We start from the raw sequence: 19,290 nt of genomic DNA, 5'->3' as shown, positions 1-19,290 counted from the left end.
CAGGCAAGACCGCTCAGGACGCCGCGGCCAGCACCGCCTGCTCGACCTCGCGGCGCCAGCCCGGCTCGATGCGGCCGCTGCGGGGCGTCACCGCGAACGAGTCGACCACCGCGCCGCCCAGCGTCGCCACCTTGGCCCAGCGGACCTCCGCGTCGCAGCGGCGCAACGCCCCGGCGACGCGGAACAGCAGGCCGATCCGGTCGGCCGCCCGGAGTTCGAGGACCACCGTGTCCGGGCCGCTCGTCTCGTCGTCGAACCACAGCACCTTCGGCGCGACCGACGCCGCGTCGGGTGAGCCGTAGTCGCGTTCCTTCGCCGCCAGCCGCTGCGTCAGCGGCAGGGTGCCGGCGACGGCGCGGGCGAACTGCTCGCGCAACAGCGTCACTTCCGGCAAGGAACCGAACTTCGGTGACGCCGTGAACAACCCGGCGCGCCCGCCGTCGTGGCCGCGCAGGATCGCCGAGTGCACCTCCATCGAGTTCAGCGCCAGCACACCCGCCGCCGGAGCCAGCAGCTCCGCGCGGGCCGGCACGGCCAGCAGCACCGTGACGACCTTGCCGTGCGTGCTGATCCGGACCTCGCCGTTGCCCGAGGCGACGGCCTGGGCGACGAGCTCGCGCTGTTCGGAGTCCATCGGCTCGGGGGCGGTGAACCCCTTGCCGCGCAGCACTTCCTCGCACCCGGTGACCAGCTCGGCGTGCAGCCGGGCCTTCCAGTCCGTCCAGACGCCGGGGCCGGTGGCCAGCGAGTCGGCCTGGGTGAGCGCGTGCAGCAGTTCGACCAGGACGATGTCGCTGTCCAGGGTCTTCACCACCCGCGCCACCGTCGCCGGCTCGCTGATGTCGCGCCGCGTCGCGGTGTGCGGCAGCAGCAGGTGGTGGCGGACCATCGCCGACACCGTCGCCGCGTCCGCCGCGTCCAGCCCGAGCCGGGCCGCGACCTGGGCGGAGATCTTGGCGCCCAGCTCCGAGTGGTCGGCGTCGCGGCCCTTGCCGATGTCGTGCAGCAGCGCGCCGATCAGCAGCAGGTCCGGCCGCGGCACCGTGGTCGTCAGCTTGGCCGCCTCGACGCAGGTGCGCACGAGGTGCCGGTCGACCGTCCACTGGTGCACCGGCGAGCGCGGCGGCAGGTCGCGGACCGCGCCCCACTCGGGGAACAGCCGTGACCACAGCCCGGTGCGGTCGAGCGATTCGACCGCGTCGACCAGGCCCTCCCCCGCGCCCAGCAGCTCCACCAGGGCGTTCAACGCCTCGGCGGGCCACGGCGCGCGCAGCTCGGGGGCCGACTCGGCCAGGGCTTTCAGGGTGCCGAGCGCGATCGGCTTGCCGGTGCGCGCCGACGCCGCGGCGACCCGCAGCAGCAGCGCGGGGTCCTTCGCCGGGACGGCGTCACGGGCGAGCGCGACCTCGTTCCCGTGCAGCACCACGCCTTCGGCGAGCGGCGTGCGGGACGGCCGCCGCCCGAACCGCGCCTTCGGCGGGTCCACAGTGGACCGCAGGGCGACGTCGAGCGCGTACGCGATCGTGCGTCCCGCGCCGGACAGCTTGCGCGCCAAGGTGAACCGGTCGCCGAAGCCCAGCTCGGAGGCGACCAGGTCGGCCTCCGGTGCGGACAGGACGTCCCGCTCGCGCCGGATCTCGCGCCGCAGCTCGGTCCGGACGTCGAGCAGGAGTCCCTTGGCTTCCAGCAGCTCCTCGCCCGGACGGGCGGTGAGCTGCGCCGCGGCCAGCGCTTCCAGCACGGCGAAGTCCCGCAGCCCACCACGCCCGTGCTTGAGATCGGGCTCGGCGGACTGCGCGATCTCGCCGCTGCGGGTCCAGCGCTGCCGCACCGACGCCGTCAGATCGGGGATCTGCTTGCGCGCGGTGCGGCGCCACTGGTCCCGCGCCGCCGTGACCAGGCGGCCGGACAGCTCGGCGTCCCCGGCGAGGTGCCGGGCGTCGAGCAGGCCCATCGCCGTCCGAAGGTCCTCCGAAGCGACCTTCAGTGCTTCGCCGGGTGTGCGGACCGAGTGGTCCAGCCCGACTTTCGCGTCCCACAAGGGGTACCAGAGCGCGTCCGCGATCTCGCCGACCTTGCTGTTGCCGTTGTGCACCAGCAGCAGGTCGAGATCGGAGAACGGCACCAGCTCCCGGCGGCCGAGCCCGCCCACGGCGACCAGCGCGACCCGCGGTTCCGCGGTGTCGACGCCGGCCGCCGAGGCACCCCTGCTCAGCCAGAACTCATAGAGGTCGACCAGGGCCGCCCGCAAAGCGGACGCCCCCAGCCTCCCGTGCCTGCCCTCGAGCAACCGCTCGGTGGCCTGGACCAGTTCGCCCCCGTCGGCCATCCCGGACGCCTATAGCGCGTCCGTGCCGCGCTCGCCGGTCCGTACCCGGATGACGGTCTCGACCGGCGTCACCCACACCTTGCCGTCACCGATCTTGCCGGTGTGCGCGGCCGTGGTGACGGCGTCGAGCACCTTCTCCACGTTGGTGTCGTCGGTGACGACCTCGATCTTCAGCTTGGCCACGAAGTCCACCGAGTACTCGGCGCCGCGGTAGACCTCGGTGTGGCCCTTCTGGCGGCCGTACCCCTGGACCTCGCTGACCGTCATGCCCAGCACGCCCAGCTGCTCCAGCGCGGAGCGGACATCGTCCAGCGTGAACGGCTTCACAATCGCCGTGATGAGCTTCATGCCTTGCTCTCCTCGAGTTTCGCGGCCGGCGTGGTCTTGACCGGAATGGTGGACGGAGCGCCACCGCCGGACAACCCGGTGAAGTCGTACGCGCTCTCCGCGTGCTGGGCCTCGTCGATGCCGCCGACCTCGTCCTCCACGCTGACGCGGAAGCCGCCCGTCTTCTTGATCGCGAACCCGATGATGAAGGTCAGCACGAAGGAGTACACCAGCACCGCACCCGCGGCCGCCGCCTGGCGCCCCAGCTGGGTGAAGCCACCGCCGTAGAACAGGCCGTCGGCGCCGAGCGAGTTCACGCTGGTGGTGCCGAAGAAGCCGATGAGCAGGGTGCCGACGATGCCGCCGACCAGGTGGACGCCCACGACGTCGAGCGAGTCGTCGAAGCCGAACCGGTACTTGAGCGAGACGGCCAGCGCGCAGACCGCACCGGCGATGAGGCCGATCGCGATGGCCCCGATCGGGCTCACGAAACCACACGCCGGGGTGACGGCGACCAGACCGGCGACCGCGCCGGACGCGGCGCCGAGGGTGGTCGGCTTGCCGAACTTGAGCTGCTCGACCACCAGCCAGCCGAGGACGGCGGCGGCGGTGGCGACGGTGGTGTTGGTGAAGGCGACCGCGGCGAGGTCGTTGGCGGCCAGCGCCGAACCCGCGTTGAAGCCGTACCAGCCGAACCACAGCAAGCTCGCGCCCAGCAGGACGAACGGCACGTTGTGCGGCCGGCCGGTGTCCTTCGGCCAGCCCTTGCGCTTGCCGAGCACGATCGCCAGTGCCAGACCCGCGGCACCGGCGTTGATGTGGACCGCGGTACCACCGGCGAAGTCGAGTGCCTTGAGGTTGTTGGCGATCCAGCCGCCGACGGCGTCCGCGCCGATGAAGCCGTTGAACGAGAACACCCAGTGCGCGACCGGGAAGTACACGACCGTCACCCAGATGACGACGAACAGCGTCCAGCCCCAGAACTTCGCGCGATCCGCGATGGCGCCGGAGATCAGCGCCGGCGTGATGATCGCGAACATCAGCTGGAACATCACGAATGCGAGCACCGGCAGCGCGTCGGAGCCCGGCCACGCGACCTCCGGCGAGGTGCTCGTGGCGGCCGTCACGAAGCCGGCGAGCTTGCCGACGGTGTCGCCGAGCCCGGCGAGGTCGAAGTTACCGACGAAGCCGCCGAAGGCGTCGTTGGAGAACGACATCGAGAAGCCGTACAGGGCCCACAACACCCCCACCACGGCCAGCGCGATGAAGTTCATCATCAGCATGTTCAAGACGCTCTTCGCGCGGACCATGCCGCCGTAGAAGAAGGCCAATCCCGGTGTCATGAGCATGACCAGCGCGGCGCTGGCCAATACCCATGCGGTGTCTCCTGCGTTCAGCACATCGTCCTCCCGTGCCCTGGGTTATGCGAAGGGAGTTTTGGCGCGCGGTGTTTCACGGGGCGGCTCGTCAGGTTTCACCCGCGTGAACTGTCCACGCCACGTTGTTACGTCCAGGTTTCCCGGGACCTGTGCTGAAGTGTCCGGTTGTGAAACCTCGTGGTCGAATATCCCCATGACCCCAGCCGACGGCGGGAATGACCCACTGCCACCCCAGGTCGTGGAAGCGTTGCGATGTTCGGTGTGCGGCGACCCGATCGGGCTAGCCGAACGCACGCTGCGTTGCGGCAACCGCCACTCTTTCGATCTAGCGCGACAGGGTTACGTGAACTTGTTGCACGCGCGAATCCCGGCCGGAACGGCGGACACCGCGCCGATGGTCACGGCCCGCGCGGACTTCCTCGCGTCGGGCGCGTACCGCGCACTGGCCGACGAGCTGGCGAGGGTGTGCGCGGAGGCCGACGGCCTGGTGATCGACGCGGGCGCGGGCACCGGCTACTACCTGGCCCACGTCCTCGCCGCGGCCCCGGCGGCGACCGGGCTGGCCCTGGACGTCTCGGCGGCAGCCCTCCGCCGCGCCGCGCGAGCCCACCCCCGCCTGGGCGCGGCGGTCTGGAACCTGTGGGAGCCGTGGCCGGTGGGCGACGAGGTGGCGACGGTCCTGCTGAACGTCTTCGCCCCGCGCAACGGCCCGGAGTTCCACCGGGTCCTGCGCCCGGGCGGCCTGCTGACGGTCGCCTCCCCGACCCCGGACCACCTACGCGAGCTGGGCGACTTGGTCCTGACGGTCGACGACCGCAAGGAGGAACGCCTGGACGGCACCCTGGGCGAGTACTTCACCCGCACGGCCCGCACGGCGGTGCACAGCAAGGTGGAAATGACGCCGGAGCGCATCCGCCAGGCGGTGGAGATGGGACCGGCAGGCCACCACCTGGACCGCGACGGCCGCCGGGAGCGTCTGGAAGCGGTGAGCGAGCCGCAGGAGGTCACGGTGTCGTTCTCGGTCTCCACGTACCGCCGCCTGTGAGGCGACCGGCACGGCACCCTCGGCGGCCCCGGCCGCACGCCATCCCTGGCGGCCAGTGCCGTCGTCGCGGCCGCGCCCGGGCCGCCACGGTCACCCCCCGGCGGCCAATACCGTCGGTACGGCCGGCTTGACTCCCTCGCACCCGCAAGGTCGCCGACGCGCCCGACCCGGTCCCCTCCACCGCGCCCTCGCCGATGCGCCCTCGTCAGCGGCCCGACCTCCGCGCACCGCAGCCTCACCAGCACGCCCGTCGGTGACCCGACCTCCCTCGCACCCCAGCCCGTCGGCGCGTCCGATCAACGGCCTGACCTCCGCGCACCGCGACTTGCCGGCGCGCTCAGCCTGGCGCAGGCGAGGCCGCCCCGATCGAGCGCGGCGAAGGACTCGACCGCGCGCCCGCTGCGGGCGTGGCAGCGGCGGGCACTGACCAAGATGGCCCATCTCCGCTCGGCGATGCCCTGGTTGTCCCCGCCGAGGTGAACTCGTCTCCCGCTCTCCCGCTCTCCCGCTCTCCCGCTCTCCCGCTCTCCCGCTCTCCCGCTCTCCCGCTCTCCCGCTCTCCCGCTCTCCCGTCCGGCGGACTTCCCGTCCGCTCGCGCCGCGGAACCGGCCTCGCCCGCACCGCGTCTCCCGCCTGCCTGCACCGCGTCTTCCATCAGCCCGGCACCGCGCCTCCCCGCCAGCCCGCACCTCGTCTCCCTGCGCCCGCCCACACCGCACGTACTCCGCGCGCGTCTGGCGCGTCTGGAAGGGTGGAGGCGTGAAGCCCGACTGGACCGCCCCCGCGACCCTGCTCGCGGATCCGGAGTGGGTACGGGCCCGCATTGGCGGCGCGGCGAAGCTCTACGGCTGCGCGCGGCCGGAGGTTCTCGGCACGATCTGGTGGTACTCCCTCTCCTCGATCCTCGTGGCACCCGCGCTCGAAGGCCTGGTCGCGGGCACCCTCGTCGACCCGGCGCTGGCGGCCACGGAGCTGGACCTCGTCGCCGACGGCCGGTTCCTCGGCGCCCGGTCCACCCGTCCGCTGGCCGGCGGGCTGCCCGAACTCGGCGCGGCGTTCGCCAAGACGCTCGGCACCGCGATCGCGACGATCGCCGCCGTCACCGGGGCCCGCGAACGCGCGCTGGGCGCGATCGCCACCGACTCGATCGGCAACCGGCTGCTGTGGACGCCGGATCCGGAGCGCGCGATGGCCCTGGCCGAGCCGCTGGTGGCGGCGATCGACCTCGACCTGCCGAAGCCGCGCTTCGTCCGCGTCGGCCGCACACCCGCCGTCCGGCGCGCGTCGTGCTGCCTGATCTACGAAGTCGGCAACCCCAAGTGCGTGAGCTGCCCGCGTCAGACGCCGTCGGAGCGCGAAGCACGCCTTCGCGCCGCCCTGGGCTGACCGGGTCAGTCCAGCACGGCGACCTCCAGCCCGCGCAGCCGCTCCGGGTCCGCGATGACGTCGATGCCGGTGATCCGGTCGTCGTCGATCGTGAACGACAGGACGACCGACAGCCGCCCGTCGCGCACCATGAGCAGACCGGGAACGCCATCGACGAGGGCCGGCTCGCTGGCGCGGGCCCGCGCGGAGGCCAGCAGTGCGCCGTCGCGGACGCTGGCGACCCCGCGCAGCACGACGGGCGCCGGGCTCGGCCCGACGAAGCGGTCGGCGTGCAGGACGACGTCCGGGTCGAGCAGCGACAGCAATGCCTCGAAGTCGCCACCACGCGCGGCGGCCAAGAACGCCTCGACGACCTTGCGGCGGCGGGGCACGTCCGCGTCCGCCGCGGCACCGCCCTTGACCCGTCGACGGGCGCGGCTCGCGAGCTGCCGCGTCGCGGCCGGGGTCTTGTCGATCATCGGGGCGATGTCGTCGAACGGCACGGCGAACATGTCGTGCAGCACGAAAGCGACCCGTTCGGCCGGCCCGAGCGAGTCGAGCACCACCAGCAACGCCAACCCGACCGAGTCGGCCAGTTCGGCTTCCCGCTGGGGATCGCGGACGTCCGCGTCCGGCTCGGGCTGCAGTTCTAACGGTTCCTCGCGGTGGTTGCGCCGGGTGCGAAGCATGGAGAGACACACCCGCGCGACGACGGTGGTCAGCCATGCGCCGAGGTTCTCGACGTCACCGGTGTCGGTGCGGTCGAACCGCAGCCAAGCTTCCTGGACGGCGTCGTCGGCCTCACTCGCCGAGCCGAGCATCCGGTAGGCGACCGCCCGCAGCCGGGGCCGCTCGTGTTCGAACCGCTCGGTCAGTGCATCCACCGTGTCCCGTTCCTTTCGCGCCGGAGTCGTAGCAGTAGACCCCGCGGCAACGACCGATGTGACACGAACGCCACGGCGCCCGGCGTGATCTCGGTCATCGCCATCTAGTCGCTACTCCTCGGTCATCGGCACCTCGGTCACTACGCCTCAGATATCGCCACCTCAGCCGTCTGCACCGCAGATATCGGCACCTCAGTCATCAGCGCGGTCCGGCACCCCGGTGGCCACCCGGCGCAGGGCCTCGGCCAGCAGCGCGGCCGGTTCGGAGAGCGGCCCCGGCAGCCGGGCCAGCACCACCCGCCGCCGTTCCGACGGCCCGCCTCGCACCGTCACCACCCGCACCCCCGGCGGCACAGCCTCGACGAGCGAAGCCGGCAACGTCGTCAGGCCGCAACCGGCGGCGACCAGGTTGAGCTTGGCGAGCCAGTCACGCGCGGTGTGCGCGATCTCGGGACGCTCGTCGAGCCCGGGCCACACGCCCATCAGCGTGTCCTCCCCCGACGGCCCCGCGATCCACCGCTGCCCACGGAGGTCGGCGACGTCGACCGCGTCCGCGCCGGCCAGCGGGTGCCCCGCGGGCACGGCGAGGCAAAGAGTGCGCTCAGCGAGGGTTTTGAGCCGCAGCGCCGGAGTTTCGGAGTCCGGCGGCCGGAACGGCGGCACCGAACCCAGCACGGCCAGGTCCACCGTGCCCGCGCGCAACGCCCGCACCAGGACCGGCGTCGTGCCCTCCCGGGTGGTGACGCGCACCGCGGGGTGGGTGCGCCGCAGTTTCGCGACGGCCCGCGGGACCAGGACGGCACCCGCGCTGGGGAACCAGCCGAGCCGCACGCTCCCGCCGTCGGCGGGCAGCCCGGCCAGCTCACGCCCGGCGGCGTCGATCTGGTCCAGCACCGCGATCGCCCGGCGCAGCACGACGTTCCCGGCCGCGGTCAGGCGGACCCCGCCGGGACGCCGGTCCAGCACCGGTGTCCCGGCCACGCGCTCGAGCGAGGCGATCTGCCGTGACACCGCGGACTGCGTGTAGCCCAGGGCCGCGGCAGCGGCGGTCAGTGTGCCGCGTTCGGCGACCTCGCGGAACACGCGGAGGGCCACCAGGGAGACGTCGCCGAATTCCATGACGTTCACGCATACCAGGCTTGCCAATCTCTCGCTGGGCGCATGGCCCGGACGGACCTAGCGTGGCGGCATGACACGTACCGCTGTGGTGACCGGAGCCAACCAAGGCCTCGGCTTCGCCCTGACCCAGGGACTCGCCACCCGCCTCGGCCCGGACGACCTCGTCCTGCTCGCCGGCCGCGACGCCGAACGCGTGGCGGCCGCCGCCGAGCGCGTCGCCGCGAACCCCGCGACGCGCACCCGGGTGGAAGGCCGCGTCCTCGATGTCTCGGACGCCGACGCCGTCGCCCGCTTCGCCATAAACCTCGGCGGGGTGGACATCGTGCTGTCCAACGCCGTCGGCCCGCTCCACCCCGGACGGCCCCAGGCCGAGCAGGCCGACGTCTTCCTCGACGTCGCGAACGCCGGCACCCATGCGGTGCTGCGCTCGTTCGGCCCGATCCTGCGCCCGGGCGGCAGGTTGCTCGTCGTCGCCAGCTCGCTGGGCACGCTCGGCCACCTGCCCGAAGCCTTGCGGCCCCGGTTCGACGGAGTCTCGCTCGACGACGTCGAGCAAGCCGTCGAGGACTGGCGCGCCGCGATCCACGACGGCCGGGCGAACGAGCTGGGCTGGCCGGAGTGGATCAACGTGCCCTCGAAGGTCGCCCAGGTCGCCGCCGTACGCGCGGTGGCCGCGGAGCGCCGGGAGCGAGACCTCGCCGACGGCACCCTGGTCGCGGCGGTCTGCCCCGGCCTGGTCGACACGCGGGCGTCACGCCCGTGGTTCGCCGACTTCAGCCAGGCCCAAACGCCCGACCAGGCCGCACGCGCGGTGCTCGACCTGACGCTCGACGACCTCGACCCGTCGACGTACGGCGAGCTGGTCCGGTTCGGCGCCGTGCTGCCGTGGCACAGCGGCAACCCGACGCGGCACGAGGAACTGACCCGCTAGCCGCGCCTAGGCAGGCCCACGCGCGACCGCCGGCCCGGGTCCTGTGCGACCACCGGTGACGACGACCAGCGGTCACGCCCGGTTCAACGGCGCCGGCTCAGAGCACGCAGAACTCGTTGCCTTCGGGATCCGCCATCACGACGTGGTCCGGGCGGCCGCCTGCCTCGTGCTCCTGCTGCACCGTCGCGCCCGCCGCGATGAGCCGGGCGATCGCCTCGGCGACCCGCTCCCATCGCGTCTCCCAAGGCACCTCGCGTCCGCCTCCCGCCTGGATGTCCAGGTGCAGCCGGTTCTTCACGACCTTGTCTTCGGGAACCTTGAGGAAGCTCAGGCTCGGCAGGACACCTTCCGGGTCGGCCAGGTACGCGCCGTCGTCCCATTCGTCCTCGGGTACTCCGAACTCGGTGAACCAGGCTTCCCAGCTCGCGAACCCGGCCGGTGGTGGCCGCTCGATGTAGCCGAGGGCCACCGCCCAGAACCTCGCCAGCGCGCGGGGCGCCGCGCAATCGATCGTCAGACTCCAGCGCACCGTCACCGGCGCAGCGTAGCCGCCAACAGCGCCACCGCCCCCCTCGCGACCGCGATTCCTCGTGCCGCGACGTGGTTTTCGTCCAGTGGCGCCACCGGGTCCGACACCATGACGCTGGTGACCAGTGACCGGCCGTCGGCCGTCCGGACCAGGTAGTTCAAGGTCAGCACGCCGGGTTCACTGCCGCCCTTGAACCAGACCTCCGGGAACTTCGCCTTGTCGAGACCGAGCCCGCCGTCGTTGAGCGACAGCGCGTGCCCGATCTCCGGTTGGTTCTCCTTCTGCAGCCCGGAAAACGCCCTGCAGATGTCGTCCGGGGAACCGAACCACTCGAGCTGGTCGATCTTCTCGGGCCTGGGCCAGGAGGTGAGTCCGGTGAGCGGGAGCCGTTCGAGTCCCGCGACCGCGGCGGGACGTGCCCAGCGTGGCAACGCCAGGTAGGCGTCGGCGCGGGCCGGGTACTGCGTCGCCTTGAGCTCGAACAGCGCCTTGGTCGTCAGGAACGGGACGTTCGCCGGCGGCCGCTGGTTGCCGAACGCGGTGACCTGCCGCTGCACGGCGTCGCGACCGAGCCGGTGGATCAGGTGGTCGGCAGCGGTGTTGTCGCTGATCGAGATCATCTTGTCGGCGTATTCCGACAGCGGGAGCCGGGTGCCGGCCGGCTGGTTCTGCAGCACGCCTGACGGCAGGCTCTTCCAGTCGTCGCGGATGGCGAGCTGTTCGGTCCAGGACGCCTTGTGCTCCGCGACCGCGGCGCCGAGCGCACCGAGGACGTAGAGCTTGAACGCCGAGCCCAGAGGCCGTTGCACGTTGTCCTGCACGCCGTGTACGTCACGGCAACGCCCGTCCGGCAGGATCTCCGACGCGCCGAACGAGACGCGCCCGCCGAGCGCCGCGAGCTGGGCGTCCACTTCGGGCCACGACGACGGCACCGGGTCGTCCGCGGTCGCCCGCAGCCCGTCGATCAGCCCGGTCTGGTCGACGTGGAGATCCAGCAGGTAGTCGTCCGCCGGGCCGTGGACCACCGCTTCGACGTGGTCGGGCGCCTCGGTGACGACCCGCTCCACCTCGAGCCGGCCGAGCCCGGTCAGTGCGGCGTTGATGCCCGCCGTGCCACCCGCCGCGGTCACCAGGACCTGCGCGATGTGCTGCTGTAACTCGGCATCGGACACCGGGACGCGCCCGGTGGCGTCGACGACCCATTCAAGCTGGTCCCCCGCCGTGGGTACCTCGGCGGCGTGGGCGGCCGGGGCCACCAGCGGTGCGAGGATCGCGATCACACCCGCGATTGCTGTCTTCATCGTTCCCCCTGTTCACAACTGCGCTCACAACTGTTCGGCCGACCGGATCCACAGCCCGGCCACCTGACCGTCCTCGCGGTAAGTCACTTGCACGGTCCGCTCACCGGCCTCGAAGGCCACCGGCAGGTGGACGATCGTGTAGTCCCCCGCCGACCGCGCGTACGCCTCTCCCATCCGTTCGTAGCGTCCGACCGATCCGGCCAGCTGCGTCCAGGCGAGCTGCAGCTCCTCTTCGCCGACCGACGCGAGCATGCGGTCGTCGAAGTCCCGGCGTACCTCGTGCCACCGGCACCCGACGAGCTCGAACACGAGCTCCTCTGCGAGGTGGATCGCGTCGGGCCGCTTCAGTTCCGTCATCGACGCGCCCGTCGCCGGATCGACCGGCCGGCCGAACCGCTGGAACGCGGCCTGCCGGCTGGTGCCCAGCAGGTCACCGATCTCCTGCCAGGTGTGCCCGGCCGCTCTGGCCGCGTCCACGGTGTCCCGCAGAGCGGCTTCCGCATCGCGGACCTTCCGCAACGCCGCACCGACCGCGGCCAATGGTTCGTCCGGCACGGTGTCAAGAGTGGATTGACGACCGGAGGTTGTCAAGTCATTCTTTACGTGCGTTCGCTGCCTGCGGGCAGCGCTCCGGCACGTGGCGTCGCAGTACTGGCGATTTCGCCCAGCTCCACGACGAGGTGGCAGCGGCTTGCCACACACGGCGCATTTCATACGTTCGAGTGTAGCGCACGGAATATCAAACCGTGCTAACGTCGGCAGCACGAAATGACCGCGCCCACCACCTGGGAGGCGTGGCCGACCGAAGGGGAGGACGGTTACGGTGAGGACCGATGAGTGAACGCACCTGGGGCTTCCGGACCCGCGCATTGCACGCGGGCGGAACGCCCGACCCGGCGACCGGTGCGCGTGCCGTGCCGATCTACCAGACCACGAGCTTCGTCTTCGAGGACGCGGCCGACGCGGCCAACCTGTTCGCGCTGCAGAAGTACGGCAATATCTACAGTCGGATCGGGAACCCGACCGTGGCGGCGTTCGAGGAGCGGATCGCCAGCCTCGAAGGCGCGATCGGCGGTGTCGCCACCGGCAGCGGGCAGGCCGCGGAGTTCCTCACATTCAGCGCGCTCGCCGAGGCCGGCGACCACATCGTGTCGGCGAGCGGTCTCTACGGCGGCACGGTCACCCAGCTCACCGGCACGCTCCGGCGATTCGGCGTGGAGACGACGTTCGTCAGCGGCGGCATCGACGACTACGCGGCGGCGATCACCGACCGGACCCGGCTGCTCTACACCGAGGTGATCGGCAACCCGGGTGGTGGCATCGCGGACCTCACCGCGCTGGCGGACCTGGCGCACGCCCACGACATCCCGCTGGTGGTCGACGCGACGCTGGCGACGCCGTACCTCTGCCGGCCGATGGAACACGGTGCGGACATCGTGCTGCACTCGGCGACGAAGTTCCTCGGCGGCCACGGGACGACACTCGGCGGGATCGTCGTCGAGTCGGGGAAGTTCGACTGGGGCAACGGGAAGTTCCCCCGGATGACCGAGGCCGTCGAAAGCTACGGCGGCCTCAAGTACTGGGAGAACTTCGGCGAGTACGCGTTCTGCACGCGGCTTCGCGCGGAGCAGTTGCGGGACATCGGCGCGGTCCTCTCACCACACTCGGCTTTCCTGCTGCTGCAAGGTGTCGAGACCCTGCCCCAGCGGATGGACGCACAAGTCGCCAACGCCCGCGCCGTCGCCGAACACCTCGACGCGGACCCACGCGTGGCCTGGGTGTCCTACGCGGGGCTGCCGGCGCACCCACACCACGACCTGGCGAAGAAGTACTTGCCCGCCGGGCCCGGGGCGGTGTTCTCCTTCGGCATCAACGGCGGGCGCGCGGCGGGCGAAAGGTTCGTCGAGTCGGTGGAGCTGTTGTCGCACCTTGCGAACGTCGGGGACGCCCGCACGCTCGTGATCCACCCGGCGTCGACGACCCACGCGCAGCTGTCCGAGGAGCAGCTCACGGCCGCGGGCGTGGGACCCGACCTGATCCGGCTGTCGGTCGGACTGGAAGACGTCGAGGACATCCTCTGGGACCTCGACCAGGCCCTGGGCAAGGCGGTGGCCGGATGACGTATACAGTGGGCGCTGTCGAGCGGCGCGCGATCCTGAACCAGGCGAAGTCGGTGACGCTGGTGGGAGCGTCCGCGAACCCGTCTCGGCCGAGTTATTTCGTCGCGACCTACCTGCTCTCGTCGACGCGGTACGAAGTCAACTTCGTCAACCCCCGCCTGGACACCCTGTTCGGGAAGCCGGTGTACGCCTCGCTGAAGGACGTGCCGGGCGAACCGGACCTCGTCAGTGTGTTCCGGAAGCACGACGATCTGCCTCAGGTGGCCGAGGACGTGATCGATGCCGGCGCGCGCACGTTGTGGCTGCAACTCGGGTTGTGGCACGAACCGGTGGCCGACCGGGCTCGGGAGGCGGGCCTGGACGTCGTGATGAACCGGTGCGTGAAGATCGAGCACGCGCGGTTCGCCGGGGGCCTGCACCTGGCCGGGTTCAACACTGGCGTGATCAGCTCGCGGAGGCAGTCGGCACCCTAGGGAAGAGCGCACCCGTTCCCGTCGTTGGCCCCGGGTATGACCGAGAAACTCGGGATCACCCTGTCCGGTGGTCCGACCGCGCTCCTGGAACTGGGCGGCGTCCGACTGCTCACCGACCCGACGTTCGATCCGCCGGGTGACCACTCGATCGGCCAGCGCGTGCTGGTCAAGACCGAGGACTCGGTGCTGACCGAGGACGCCGTCGGCGTGGTGGACGCCGTGCTGCTGTCCCACGACCAGCATCCGGACAACCTGGACGATCGCGGGCGCGACTACCTCAAGACGGTGCCGCTGACCCTGATCACTCCGAGCGGCGCCAAGCGGCTGGGCGGGACTGCGCGTGGCCTGGAGCCGTGGGAGGAGACGCAGGTCGGGCGGCTCACGGTCACCGCGGTCCCGGCGTTGCACGGGCCTGAAGGAGCGGAGCAGCTCGCCGGTGACGTCACCGGGTTCGTGCTCAGCGGCGAAGGCCTGCCGACGGTGTACGTCAGTGGGGACAACGCGTCGGTGGACCTGGTGCGGGAGATCACGTCGCGATTCAGCGTCGACATCGCGGTGCTGTTCGCCGGTGCCGCGAGGACGAAGCTGTTCGACGGCGCTCCCCTGACGTTGACCAGCGAAAACGCCGCCGCGGCGGCAAAGGTGCTCGGCTCGGCGAAGGTCGTCCCGTTGCACTTCCGGGGCTGGCAGCACTTCAGCGAGGGTCCTGACGTACTGAGGAAGGAGTTCGAGGCGGCCGGCCTGACCGACCGGCTGGTGCTGCTCGAACCCGGGGAGCGCGCAGAGGTCTGATGTGGACCCGTGAGAGGCTGGCGGTATGGCCAAACCGACGCCGCTGCAGTTCCGGAACATCCTCGTCGCCCTCCTGGCGGCGGCGGGCTTCGTGTGGAGCATCGTGGCCGGCCTGCCGTGGTGGGTCAGCGCGATCATCGGCTGCGCGTGCGTCTTGTCGCTGGCCTCGGCCTACCTGAACCGTCCCGACGCGGGCTGACCACGGGCCGTCGACGAGGTGTGTACGGCACTCGTCGACGACCCGCGAGTTCAGGCGGGGATACCGCGCCGGGGCTCGGACACCGGGGCCGACCTGCTCCGCTGAAGTGCGACGCGATAGGCCCACGGAGCGGCAAAGAACACGCGACTCGTCAACCCGACGTGCGTGACCCAACCGACTTGCAGGACACCACGCCGACTCCCATGCGCGGCCGTGCGAGCCTCAGCGGGTCTTGGCGAACCGGGCTTTCACGTTCGCGCGGCCCGTCTCCGTCAGGCGGCCGAACAGGCGCAGCCTGGCCAGGCCGCCGTCCGGGTAGATGTCCAGACGAGCCTCCGTCACCTCGGGGCCGTCCGGTACGGCGAAGCGGTGGCGCGTGTCCGGCTGCAGGCGCGTCTTCGGCAGCAGCTCCACCCACTCGCCGTAGGTGTCACGGCCGCTGATCGACGCCCAGCCCGGGGCGTTGCCCTTGAGGTTGCTCGTGTCCAGCTCGACAAACCGGACGGTGCCGGCGCCGGCCAGCCTGAAGGTCGCCCAGTCGTTGCCGTCGTCGCGGCGGCGGGCCGTCTCCCAGCCCTCCGCCTGGTGGGCCGCGAGGCCCGGCGAGAGCATGTTGTTCGGCGACGAATAGAACATGTTGCTGCACCCCGTCACCAGGGCGCCGTTCTCCAGGGCCGCCAGATCCAACGCGTCCAGGTCGAGCAGGTCCGGGTCCGGGATCGGGGCGCCGTGGACGCGCAGGCGGGCGACACCGCCGTCGGGGTGCTGGGTCAGGCGAACGTGGGTGTACCTGCGGGAACCGTTGACCGTGTGGAAGTTCTCCGTGTGGCCCGCCGCGGGTGCGCGGTCGACGAGGATGTCCCAGTCCGCCGTCGCCAGCTCGGCCGCGCTCGGGTAACCCGGCACCGAAGCCGCTTCGACCGAGACGAACGGCGGGTAGTTGCCCTTGAAGAACGCCGTGTCGACGACCACCCCCGTGACCGTGCCCGCCAGGCCGAGCCGAAGGATCGCCTGGTCGTCGCCCGGTTCGCGGTGGCGGCGGGTCTCCCAGCCGTCGTAGACCTGACCCTTCGGGCCGAACGTCTCGGCGCGGTGCGCCGGCGTCCACGGGTTGACCAGGTTCTCCTTCTCGGCGAACAGCTCGTCGGTCGCCCACATCACGGTCCCGCCGAAGCGACGTGAAGCGAGGTCGGGCAGTTCTGTCCACTCAGGACGGTCAGACAACACAGCCTCCATCTCAGCAGTTCCCCCGGGTCAGCAACGCCCCGAAGGGCGCGTCGCCGGTGATTTCGGTGCCGCGCAACCAGGTCGAGCGGACAACGCCGGCGAGCGGGCGGCGGTCGTAGGCGCTCACCGGGTTGCGGTGCTTCAGTTTCGCGACGTCGACGACGAACGCCTCGTCCGGCGCGAACACGCAGAAGTCGGCGTCGTAGCCCACCGCGAGGTGACCCTTGCGACGCATTCCCGCCTGCGCGGCGGGGTGCTCGGCCATCCAGCGGACGACGTCGGTGAGCGTGAACCCGCGTTGCCGCGCCTGCGTCCAGATCGCCGGAAGCCCCAGCTGCAGGCTCGAAATCCCGCCCCAGGCCTGCCCGAAATCGCCGCTGTCGAAGCGTTTCAGCTCCGGCGTGCACGGCGAATGGTCGCTGACGACGCAGTCGATCACACCGTCGGCGAGCCCCTGCCACAGCTGTTCGCGGTTGGCCGCCTCCCGGATCGGCGGGCAGCACTTGAACTGCGTCGCGCCGTCGCGGATCTCCTCGGCGACGAAACTCAGGTAGTGCGGGCAGGTCTCGGCGGTCAGCGCGACGCCGTCGCGGCGGGCCTCCGCCACGAGCGGCAGGGCTTCCGCGGACGACAGGTGCAGGATGTGCGCCCGCGCCGAGTTGCGGCGGGCCGCCTCGATCACGTGCGTGACGGCCAGATTCTCCGCCGCCCGCGGGCGCGAGTGCAGAAAGTCGACATAGCGACCGCCGTGCGGCTCGGGCGCCTCGTCGATCTCGTGCGCGTCCTCGGCGTGGACGATCATCAGCGCGTCGAAGGAACTCAGCTCCCGCAACGCTTCGTCGAGCCCAGCCGGGTCGAGCGGCGGGAACTCGTCGACGCCGGAGTGCAGCAGGAAGCACTTGAACCCGAAGACGCCGGCCTCGTGCAGCCCGCGCAGGTCCGAGACGTTGCCGGGGATCGCGCCGCCCCAGAAACCGACGTCGACGTGCACCCGGCCGGTCGCCGCCTTGCGCTTGACCTCCAGGGCCGCGACGTCGACCGTCGGTGGCAGGCTGTTGAGCGGCATGTCCACGATCGTGGTGACCCCGCCCGCCGCGGCCGCGCGGGTGGCCGTCTCGAAGCCCTCCCACTCGGCGCGGCCGGGATCGTTGACGTGGACGTGCGTGTCGACCAGCCCGGGCAGCAGCACGACGTCGTCGCCGAGTTCGACGACGCGGTCGCCGGTCAGCGAAGCGCCGGCGGGTTCGATCGCGACGATCCGGCCGCCGTCGACGCCGAGCGTCACCGGGACCTCGCCCTCGGCCGTGACCGCCCGGGCTGCGCGCACCACAAGATCCATCCGAGAACCCTTCGCCGGGAGAAGTGACCACCGCCGATTTCACAGTACGGAAAGGCGGTTTCGCACAACGACACTAACCACGGCTCGCGTCGCTCGTCAACGACGGACGCGGCGCGTTACGGTCACCTCGTGCGGCTTGAAGCGGAGTTCACCAGCGAACCGTTCCACGGCGAAGGTTCGCCGCCCGAGCACGCGCTCGCCGCGCGCGACGCGGCCGTGGAAGCGGGGCTGGACACCGACTTCGGGCCGCTCGGCACGCTCGTCCGCGGTGACGCGAAGGCCCTTCTCGAGGCCTTGCCCAGGATCACACAGGCGGCGCTCGACGGCGGCGCCACCCAGGTCACGCTGCAGGTGCGCCAGGTCGCCGCGGCGGACGCCGGCGCCGCCGCCAAGGGGGAAGTCCGACCCGGCGGGTCGACCGAACCGAAGGTCGTTTCCGCCGCCGACCAGCGCGATCCGACGACTGCCCGAGCTGCCGAACCGCACGCGGCGGACGGCCCTGCAGTCGATCCGCACGCGACGGGCGGCCAAGCAGGCAAACCGCACGCGACGGGCCGCCAAGCAGGCAAACCACACGCCACAGGCGACCCGGCAGGCAAACCGCACGCGACGGGCGGTCCAGCAGGCAAGCCGCACACGGCGAGCGGCCCGACAGGGAAACCGCGCTCGTCGGGCGATCCAGCAGGTAAATCGCACACGGCCGACAGTCGAGCAGGCGGAACGAACACGACGGGCGGGCAGGCGGGCGGACCGAACACGACGGGCGGCCAAGCAGGCGGACCGAACACAGCGAGCGGCCACGCGGGTGAGTCGCACGGCGTCGACAGCGCCCCATCCGTCGAACTGAACGATGCGCTCGCCCGGCTGATCGCCGATGTCGAGCGCGAACTCGGCGCCGAGCTGGGCGATCTCGACCGCGCCGGGAAGCAGCGCGCGGTGCGGCTGCTGCGTGAACGCGGCGCCTTCGGCCTGCGGAAATCCGTCTCTTCGGTGGCCGACGCGCTGGGCGTCACACGGTTCACCGTCTACAACTATCTCAACCGCGAAGCCGACTGACCAGCACTTTCAACAAAATGTTGACGGAACTCCGGCGCCGACGTACGGTCAGCGGGACGCCACTCACGAGGAGTTCCCCGTGCCGCTCACCCTCACCGATTTCAACACCGCCGACGCCGGCGACGTACGTCCGGCGTTGACGGCCTGCCTCGCCGTCCCCCGCTGGGCGGACGCGGTTCTCGACCGCAGGCCCTACGACAACCTCGACGCGCTGCAAGCCGCCGCGGACCTGCCGTTGAGTAGTGACGAGATCCGCCAGGCCATGGCCGCGCACCCCCGGATCGGCGAAACGCCGAAGCAGCAAGGGACCGAGGCCGACTGGTCCCGCAGCGAACAGTCCGGTGTGGACAACGCCGACGAGTTCGCCGCCGCGAACGCCGAGTACGAAGCCAAGTTCGGGCACGTCTACCTCGTCTGCGCGAGCGGGCGCAGCGGCGACGAGCTGCTGAAGATCCTCCGCGAGCGCATCGGCAACGACCCGGCGACCGAGCTCGGCGTCGCCGGGCAGGAGCTGCTCAAGATCGCCGGCCTGCGGCTGGCCAAGGCGGTGACCGCGTGAGCCTGGTGACGACGCACGTGCTCGACACGGCGCATGGCCGGCCCGCAACGGGAATCGCCGTCCGCTTCGAAACCGCCGAGGGCAAGCCGATCGCCGACGGGCGCACCGACGACGACGGCCGCGTCCGCGACCTCGGCCCCGAGACGCTGGCACCGGGCGTCTACCGGCTGGTCTTCGACACCGGCGCCTACCTCGGCCCGGACGCGTTCTTCCCGGAGGTGGCCCTCACCTTCCGGATCTCCGACCCCGCGGCGCACCACCACGTGCCGCTCCTGCTCAGCCCGTTCGCCTATTCGACTTACCGAGGGAGCTGAA

The 19,290-nt window shown here is 71.5% G+C and carries 19 protein-coding genes and 1 pseudogene; 10 read left to right on the top strand and 10 right to left on the bottom strand.

The genetic code is table 11. The annotated features are described in order from the left end of the window. Window positions 1-13: 13 nt before the first annotated feature. From MUY22_RS22855 to MUY22_RS22845, 3 genes are read right to left on the bottom strand one after another with little or no spacing between them, the layout of a single operon-like run. On the bottom strand, window positions 14-2,329 hold the full coding sequence (locus MUY22_RS22855; protein WP_247062351.1) for a [protein-PII] uridylyltransferase: 2,316 nt from the start codon (window positions 2,327-2,329) through the stop codon (window positions 14-16). A gap of 9 nt (window positions 2,330-2,338) precedes the next feature. After that, entirely contained in the window at window positions 2,339-2,677 is a 339-nt protein-coding gene (locus MUY22_RS22850) for a P-II family nitrogen regulator (protein ID WP_247062350.1), read from the bottom strand. Beyond that, window positions 2,674-4,056 carry an ammonium transporter gene (locus MUY22_RS22845; protein ID WP_247062349.1) on the bottom strand — a complete coding sequence of 461 codons (1,383 nt, stop codon included), beginning with the start codon at window positions 4,054-4,056 and terminating at the stop codon, window positions 2,674-2,676. Before MUY22_RS22845 ends, MUY22_RS22850 begins: the two co-directional genes overlap by 4 nt. A 172-nt stretch (window positions 4,057-4,228) precedes the next feature. On the opposite strand from MUY22_RS22845, the gene MUY22_RS22840 reads away from it, so the two are divergent. Next, the gene (locus MUY22_RS22840) at window positions 4,229-5,080 is read left to right on the top strand and encodes a putative RNA methyltransferase (protein ID WP_371827636.1); all 852 of its coding nucleotides are present in this window, start codon (window positions 4,229-4,231) and stop codon (window positions 5,078-5,080) included. A 760-nt stretch (window positions 5,081-5,840) separates the two neighbouring features. Further along, entirely contained in the window at window positions 5,841-6,467 is a 627-nt protein-coding gene (locus MUY22_RS22835) for a (2Fe-2S)-binding protein (protein WP_247062347.1), read from the top strand. Window positions 6,468-6,472: 5 nt separating this feature from the next. On the opposite strand, the gene MUY22_RS22830 is transcribed toward MUY22_RS22835, so the two are convergent. Further along, window positions 6,473-7,330, bottom strand: a complete 858-nt coding sequence (locus MUY22_RS22830; protein ID WP_247062346.1) for a sigma-70 family RNA polymerase sigma factor — start codon at window positions 7,328-7,330, stop codon at window positions 6,473-6,475. Between the two features lie 192 nt (window positions 7,331-7,522). Next, window positions 7,523-8,449, bottom strand: a complete 927-nt coding sequence (locus tag MUY22_RS22825; RefSeq protein ID WP_247064057.1) for a LysR substrate-binding domain-containing protein — start codon at window positions 8,447-8,449, stop codon at window positions 7,523-7,525. Window positions 8,450-8,519: 70 nt separating this feature from the next. Here MUY22_RS22825 and MUY22_RS22820 point away from each other — a divergent pair, with 70 nt between their 5' ends. Further along, window positions 8,520-9,380, top strand: a complete 861-nt coding sequence (locus MUY22_RS22820; protein ID WP_247062345.1) for an SDR family NAD(P)-dependent oxidoreductase — start codon at window positions 8,520-8,522, stop codon at window positions 9,378-9,380. A 97-nt stretch (window positions 9,381-9,477) separates the two neighbouring features. On the opposite strand, the gene MUY22_RS22815 is transcribed toward MUY22_RS22820, so the two are convergent. The 3 genes from MUY22_RS22815 to MUY22_RS22805 are packed head-to-tail and all read right to left on the bottom strand — an operon-like array spanning window position 9,478 to window position 11,765. Continuing rightward, a complete protein-coding gene (locus tag MUY22_RS22815) occupies window positions 9,478-9,915 on the bottom strand; it encodes a VOC family protein (RefSeq protein WP_247062344.1) in 438 nt (145 codons plus the stop codon). After that, a complete protein-coding gene (locus MUY22_RS22810; RefSeq protein WP_247062342.1) occupies window positions 9,912-11,210 on the bottom strand; it encodes a serine hydrolase in 1,299 nt (432 codons plus the stop codon). Before MUY22_RS22810 ends, MUY22_RS22815 begins: the two co-directional genes overlap by 4 nt. Before the next feature lie 24 nt (window positions 11,211-11,234). Further along, entirely contained in the window at window positions 11,235-11,765 is a 531-nt protein-coding gene (locus MUY22_RS22805) for a DUF3887 domain-containing protein (RefSeq protein WP_247062340.1), read from the bottom strand. A gap of 278 nt (window positions 11,766-12,043) precedes the next feature. Here MUY22_RS22805 and MUY22_RS22800 point away from each other — a divergent pair, with 278 nt between their 5' ends. From MUY22_RS22800 to MUY22_RS22785, 4 genes are read left to right on the top strand one after another with little or no spacing between them, the layout of a single operon-like run. Beyond that, window positions 12,044-13,330 (top strand): O-acetylhomoserine aminocarboxypropyltransferase/cysteine synthase family protein, encoded by a 1,287-nt coding sequence (locus MUY22_RS22800; RefSeq protein WP_247062339.1) that lies wholly within the window; start codon window positions 12,044-12,046, stop codon window positions 13,328-13,330. Further along, a complete protein-coding gene (locus MUY22_RS22795) occupies window positions 13,327-13,803 on the top strand; it encodes a CoA-binding protein (RefSeq protein ID WP_247062338.1) in 477 nt (158 codons plus the stop codon). Before MUY22_RS22800 ends, MUY22_RS22795 begins: the two co-directional genes overlap by 4 nt. Before the next feature lie 36 nt (window positions 13,804-13,839). Then, on the top strand, window positions 13,840-14,595 hold the full coding sequence (locus MUY22_RS22790; protein WP_247062337.1) for an MBL fold metallo-hydrolase: 756 nt from the start codon (window positions 13,840-13,842) through the stop codon (window positions 14,593-14,595). Window positions 14,596-14,620: 25 nt separating this feature from the next. Next, window positions 14,621-14,794 carry a hypothetical protein gene (locus MUY22_RS22785; protein ID WP_247062336.1) on the top strand — a complete coding sequence of 58 codons (174 nt, stop codon included), beginning with the start codon at window positions 14,621-14,623 and terminating at the stop codon, window positions 14,792-14,794. 222 nt (window positions 14,795-15,016) lie between these two features. Here the strand turns inward: MUY22_RS22785 and alc are convergent, their stop codons facing one another. Further along, window positions 15,017-16,030, bottom strand: a complete 1,014-nt coding sequence (alc, locus tag MUY22_RS22780; RefSeq protein ID WP_247062335.1) for an allantoicase — start codon at window positions 16,028-16,030, stop codon at window positions 15,017-15,019. Between the two features lies 1 nt (window position 16,031). Beyond that, window positions 16,032-17,360: an allantoinase AllB gene (gene allB, locus MUY22_RS22775; protein WP_247062334.1), complete on the bottom strand. Its 1,329-nt coding sequence runs from the start codon at window positions 17,358-17,360 to the stop codon at window positions 16,032-16,034. An 825-nt stretch (window positions 17,361-18,185) separates the two neighbouring features. On the opposite strand from allB, the pseudogene MUY22_RS22770 reads away from it, so the two are divergent. The 3 genes and pseudogenes from MUY22_RS22770 to uraH form a co-directional block, all read left to right on the top strand. Continuing rightward, a pseudogene (locus MUY22_RS22770) lies at window positions 18,186-18,416 on the top strand (helix-turn-helix domain-containing protein); the annotation flags it as partial. Between the two features lie 79 nt (window positions 18,417-18,495). Then, a complete protein-coding gene (gene uraD / locus MUY22_RS22765) occupies window positions 18,496-18,975 on the top strand; it encodes a 2-oxo-4-hydroxy-4-carboxy-5-ureidoimidazoline decarboxylase (protein ID WP_247062333.1) in 480 nt (159 codons plus the stop codon). Further along, window positions 18,972-19,289, top strand: a complete 318-nt coding sequence (gene uraH / locus MUY22_RS22760) for a hydroxyisourate hydrolase (RefSeq protein WP_247062332.1) — start codon at window positions 18,972-18,974, stop codon at window positions 19,287-19,289. Before uraD ends, uraH begins: the two co-directional genes overlap by 4 nt. Window position 19,290 lies beyond the last annotated feature (1 nt).

Origin of the sequence: Amycolatopsis sp. WQ 127309 (assembly GCF_023023025.1) — a bacterium.
Lineage (GTDB): Bacteria > Actinomycetota > Actinomycetes > Mycobacteriales > Pseudonocardiaceae > Amycolatopsis.
Note: the sequence above shows the minus strand (reverse complement) of the source record. Positions and strands in the feature narration are given on the sequence as shown.

What these genes read in the sequence shown, in the direction of transcription:
- MUY22_RS22850 (WP_247062350.1), bottom strand. Translation starts at nt 2,677, where the DNA reads ATGAAGCTCATCACGGCGATTGTGAAGCCGTTCACGCTGGACGATGTC.
- allB (WP_247062334.1), bottom strand. Translation starts at nt 17,360, where the DNA reads ATGGATCTTGTGGTGCGCGCAGCCCGGGCGGTCACGGCCGAGGGCGAG.
- MUY22_RS22855 (WP_247062351.1), bottom strand. Translation starts at nt 2,329, where the DNA reads ATGGCCGACGGGGGCGAACTGGTCCAGGCCACCGAGCGGTTGCTCGAG.
- MUY22_RS22785 (WP_247062336.1), top strand. Translation starts at nt 14,621, where the DNA reads ATGGCCAAACCGACGCCGCTGCAGTTCCGGAACATCCTCGTCGCCCTC.
- MUY22_RS22790 (WP_247062337.1), top strand. Translation starts at nt 13,840, where the DNA reads ATGACCGAGAAACTCGGGATCACCCTGTCCGGTGGTCCGACCGCGCTC.
- MUY22_RS22795 (WP_247062338.1), top strand. Translation starts at nt 13,327, where the DNA reads ATGACGTATACAGTGGGCGCTGTCGAGCGGCGCGCGATCCTGAACCAG.
- MUY22_RS22810 (WP_247062342.1), bottom strand. Translation starts at nt 11,210, where the DNA reads ATGAAGACAGCAATCGCGGGTGTGATCGCGATCCTCGCACCGCTGGTG.
- MUY22_RS22825 (WP_247064057.1), bottom strand. Translation starts at nt 8,449, where the DNA reads ATGGAATTCGGCGACGTCTCCCTGGTGGCCCTCCGCGTGTTCCGCGAG.
- alc (WP_247062335.1), bottom strand. Translation starts at nt 16,030, where the DNA reads ATGGAGGCTGTGTTGTCTGACCGTCCTGAGTGGACAGAACTGCCCGAC.
- MUY22_RS22840 (WP_371827636.1), top strand. Translation starts at nt 4,229, where the DNA reads ATGACCCCAGCCGACGGCGGGAATGACCCACTGCCACCCCAGGTCGTG.
- MUY22_RS22820 (WP_247062345.1), top strand. Translation starts at nt 8,520, where the DNA reads ATGACACGTACCGCTGTGGTGACCGGAGCCAACCAAGGCCTCGGCTTC.
- MUY22_RS22800 (WP_247062339.1), top strand. Translation starts at nt 12,044, where the DNA reads ATGAGTGAACGCACCTGGGGCTTCCGGACCCGCGCATTGCACGCGGGC.